Here is a 3,333-nt window from a genome sequence, read left to right as displayed (position 1 = left end):
TTGATGGTTCATAGTAGTCAGCACCCCAACCCGCACGATAGAATTGGTAGAGTCCTGCTTGACGATTTGACAGGAAAGTAGCCCATTCAGTATTTGATAAAGTAGTTTGTACACTGCTACCAAATACTTGTTTTAATTGTGCTTGTACGGCAATTGAAGCCATTTTATACATTTCATTAGTGTTATAAGAAATGCTAAATTTTAATGGATTTTGTTCTGAATAACCAGCTTGAGCTAAAAGTTCTTTAGCTTTTTCCACTCTTTGCGGATAAGGCTGAGTAAAGTATGCTGCTTCTTTAATGTTTTCCGCTACCCCTGGTAAAGCTGCTGAAGCATATACTGAAGTTGCATGTACTGAATTACGGAATACTTTAGTTTGTAGATCTTGAGTATTGATTGCGTAAAGTACCGCTTGACGTACTTTTAAATCATTAAACGGAGCAGTTGCATTATTTAATGTGAACCATACAGTGTATGAACCTGGAGCTTCTAAAATCTTAAAGTTATGATCACCTTGTAATGCTTGACGTAAAGCTGGAGTACTTAGTTTAAAGGCATTTAAATCCCCTGCTTGTAAACGTTTATAAGCGTCATTAGCATTACGAATTACATAGAAGTTAGCTTCGGTAATTACCGCTTTTTCTGCATTCCAGTATTTAGGGTTTTTAACGAGAGTATATCTTTCGTTAGGTACTGCTTGTTGTAAGAGGTATGGACCATTTACAACATAGTTTTTAAAGTCAGGCCATTTACCTTCATTTACTAACTGCGTTGGTACTGGAGCTAAAACAATTAATGAAGTCGCTTCAAGGAACCAAGGTACTGGAGTTTCTAAAGTAACTTCTAATGTATGTGCATCTACAGCTTTAATCCCTAGTTTACTTTTATCTTCTTTACCTTCGCTAATAAGTTTAGCATTTAATACTCCTAAATCTCCTAGATAGTAAGAGTATTCTGAAGCGGTATTAGGATCAACTAAACGTTGCCATGAAGTAACGAAGTCTTGTGCAGTTACTGGAGTTCCATCCGACCAAACTGCTTCAGGACGTAATTTAAAAGTCCAAACTTTATAATCAGCAGAGTGAGACCAAGAAGCAGCAGCTCCACCAATTAATTTCCCATATTCATCATAAGTAGTTAAAGGTTCAAAAAGATTCGAAGAGATTTGTGCTCCAATCGTTTCTTTAACTAAATTTGGATCTAATGAAGCTGGGTTATCACCTAATTCGATATTTAATACTTGTTTGGCTGCTAATTTAGTTCCTTGAGGGATATTGGCAGCCATAGAGGTTGTAGAGATTAATCCCGTTCCTAGCAAGCTTGCCATTACGAGAGTTAAGCTCAAACCTTTACCAAACCATTTAATCATAAATAAAAACTCCCTTAAAGTAGGATTTGCTTTGTATTTTACCTATACCTACTTTAAATGTATAAAACCAAAGTAATCGATGAACTTTTAATAATTAGTCCTTGTTTTATATTAGCAAAAAAAAAGTTATATATGCAAATAATTTACGACAAAAAATGAGACTCCGCAGAGTCTCTATAAAGTAACTAATTATTTAGTTAGATACATATTGTATAAACGACGTACAGTATCATCATTTACATAACCATGGAGGTTGTTAACGGTAAGCGACATGATTAATGGACTAAATAAAGGAATACCAACTACATCTTCATTAAGTAAGTCATTCATTTTTTGATATAACTCTAGACGTTGGTTTGCGTTATCTGTAGTATAAAGATCTTGGAAAAGTTTATCATAAGCTACAGATTTATAGCCTCCTGTGTTAGTTGGGTTAGTCGAAGTCCAAATACTATAGAAAGTTGATGGTTCATAGTAGTCTGCATTCCATCCCATGCGGTAAAAAGTATAAGCTCCAGTTAGGCGTTCACTTAAGAAAGTTGACCATTCACGGTTATTGATACTAATGTCTACAGTGTTACCAAAAGTTTTTTTAAATTGAGCTTGAAGCATAATAGCTACCATTTTATTAGTATCAGAAGAATTATAGTTAATGGTAAATTTTAGTGGATTGCTTGCACTGTATCCCGCCTGAGCTAAAAGTTCTTGTGCTTGTTTAACTCTTTGAGTAATAGGTTCATCAAAGTAAGCTGATTGTTTTAAAGAGTTAGCACCAGGAATAGCTGGAGACACCCATAAAGAAGTAGGAATTACATTATCAAGGAAAACCTTTTGTGCCATTTCTTTAGTATCTACAGCAAGTAATAAAGCTTTACGTACATCTAGGTTGTTAAATGGAGGTTTACTTAAATTAAAAGTATAGAAGTTTACGTTTGCACCTGGAGAAATGACTACTTTATATTGGTCATGACTTTCTTCTTTAAGTTTACGTTTTAGTTGTGGATTTTCCACTAAGAAAGCATCTAAGTCTCCAGCTTGAAAACGTTTATAGGCATCATTAGAACTACGAACAACATTAAAAGTAGCTTCGGTAATGATAGTTTTGCTTGCATTATAGTATTGAGGATTTTTTGTTACCACATATTTTTCATTTGGCATTGCATAAGTTAAAACATATGGACCATTTGAAACTAGGTTGCTAAAGTTTGGCCATTTACCCTCAGCGAGAAGTTTACTTGGAACTGGTGCAAGATTTGCTAATGGGGTTGCTTCAATAAACCATGGTACTGGAGTTTCTAAGGTTACTTGTAAAGTATAGTCATCTAAAGCTTGAACACCAAGGTTTTCTACTTTTTCTTTACCATCAGTAATTTTAGCTGCATTAACTACGCCTAAGTCGGCAAGGTAGAAAGAGTATTCTGAAGCGGTATTAGGATCTACAAGACGACGCCATGAAGCTACGTAATCTTGTGCAGTTACTGGCGTACCGTCTGACCATTTAGCATCTTGACGTAATTTAAACGTCCATACTTTATTATCTGGGGTATGTGTCCAAGATACAGCACCAGCAGGAACTATTTTTCCCTCAGCATCATAAGTAGTTAAACCTTCAAAAAGATTATCTACAATAGTTGTCCCTACGTTTTCACTGGTTAAATTAGGATCTAAAGTTTTTGGATTATCACCAATTTGGAGTTGTAAGGTTTGCTTGGTTGCTAAAGTAACACCTGCTGGAACTTCAGCTGCCCAAGTATTGAGGCTAGTTAAACCTGTAGCTGTCATCGCTGTAGCTAAAAGGCTTACAGCTAGAGATTTTTTCCATAGAGATTGCATGAGTTCTCCTAAAAGTAATTAAATGTATATAATTTTAACAAAATATAGAGATGATTTTTGAGAAGTAAAGATAAAAGTACTTTTCGCACTTATGAAGATAGGGGTTTTAACTCTAAATAAAGAAATAAACC

At 34.9% G+C, this 3,333-nt stretch carries 2 protein-coding genes; both read right to left on the bottom strand.

The features are described from left to right. The coding region (locus tag CKF59_RS05460) for a peptide ABC transporter substrate-binding protein (protein WP_147397131.1) at nt 1-1,369 on the bottom strand (1,369 nt) is incomplete at its 3' end. Nucleotides 1,370-1,558: 189 nt separating this feature from the next. Continuing rightward, nucleotides 1,559-3,202, bottom strand: coding sequence for a peptide ABC transporter substrate-binding protein (locus tag CKF59_RS05455; protein WP_119534952.1), 1,644 nt, complete (start codon nt 3,200-3,202; stop codon nt 1,559-1,561). Nucleotides 3,203-3,333: the final 131 nt, after the last annotated feature.

It is taken from the genome of Psittacicella gerlachiana (assembly GCF_003585965.1).
Classification (GTDB): Bacteria; Pseudomonadota; Gammaproteobacteria; order Enterobacterales; family Psittacicellaceae; genus Psittacicella; species Psittacicella gerlachiana.
Note: the sequence above shows the minus strand (reverse complement) of the source record. Positions and strands in the feature narration are given on the sequence as shown.